A 950-nucleotide genomic window follows, 5' to 3' on the forward strand; every position below is an offset into this window, starting at 1 on the left:
GATCGCTGTGAGCACGGTGGCTCGGGCGTTCTGCACGGCGCCGCGAGTGACTTTGTCCTGTGCTTCGAGAAGTCGCAGCCGACGCAACAGGTGCCATCGGGCGAAGCGGTGGATGAGGTCGGCGTGGTGTTTGGGCAGCAGTTCGAGGACCTCGCCCAGCCAGTGCGTGGTTCGCGCGATGAGCGGCTGGTAGGGCTCGAGGACACCGGTGGCTGTGAGCAGATCACGAACGTAGTTGACCGGTCGAGTGCTGGGCAGATCGTCGAATGTGGTGTGAGAGATGGGAAGCTCACCGAGAGCCATCGCGCGCAGGATTTCTGGGCTGCTGGATCGTTTGCGGATCCATTGCAGCGTGGAACGCGGGTCCTTGCCGGCCATCCACGCGTCGAAGACGGGCTGCAGGCGCGGATGGATGTGGCCGGAGGCGTCGGCGAGCAGCGCGGTAGCTCGGTCCTGCAGCGTGCAGACCGAGCAGAGGTGGCCGTAGGGCCTGTCTTCGCGGCCGCATCGCGGGCAGGCGTAGACGGGGTCGTTGCCGGTGCAGCTCGCGCAGGCGGGTCTGCGGTGATCGTCGTGAAACGCCAGCACTTTCGCTTGGCCGCAGTGCGGGCAGCAGCCGGGAGCGCGCCGGAACCGCAGCACGCAGTTCGGACAGACACTCTGCCCGAGGATGATTCGTGTGCAGCGTTTGAGCTGGCCGCAGTGCGCGCAACCGGTCGTGGGGGCAGGCGTGCGCCCCATCTATGCGTTCGGTTCGTGTGGTCGGCGCACGACGGCTCGGACGGGCCGTAGGTCTCCGATCCCAAGACCTTCCACGTGGTTCCCGTCGGTGCCGGTGCGGGTCTGCTCGGTGTGGGTGGCGACCGGTTCCAGCAGGTCGTTGGGCTGGCAGTGCAGGATGTCGCAGAGCGCGGCGAGCAGATCGGTGTTGATCCGCTGGGGCGCGGTGG

General features: G+C 67.3%; 1 protein-coding gene and 1 pseudogene. Both read right to left on the reverse strand.

The features are described from left to right. A pseudogene (locus tag ON21_RS30285) lies at nucleotides 1-642 on the reverse strand (hypothetical protein); the annotation flags it as partial. Nucleotides 643-741: 99 nt separating this feature from the next. After that, nucleotides 742-950: helix-turn-helix domain-containing protein (locus ON21_RS30290; RefSeq protein WP_039803611.1), on the reverse strand; the 209-nt coding region annotated here is incomplete at its 5' end.

It is taken from the genome of Nocardia araoensis NBRC 100135, from assembly GCF_000308435.1.
In the GTDB taxonomy this organism is placed as follows: Bacteria; Actinomycetota; Actinomycetes; order Mycobacteriales; family Mycobacteriaceae; genus Nocardia; species Nocardia araoensis.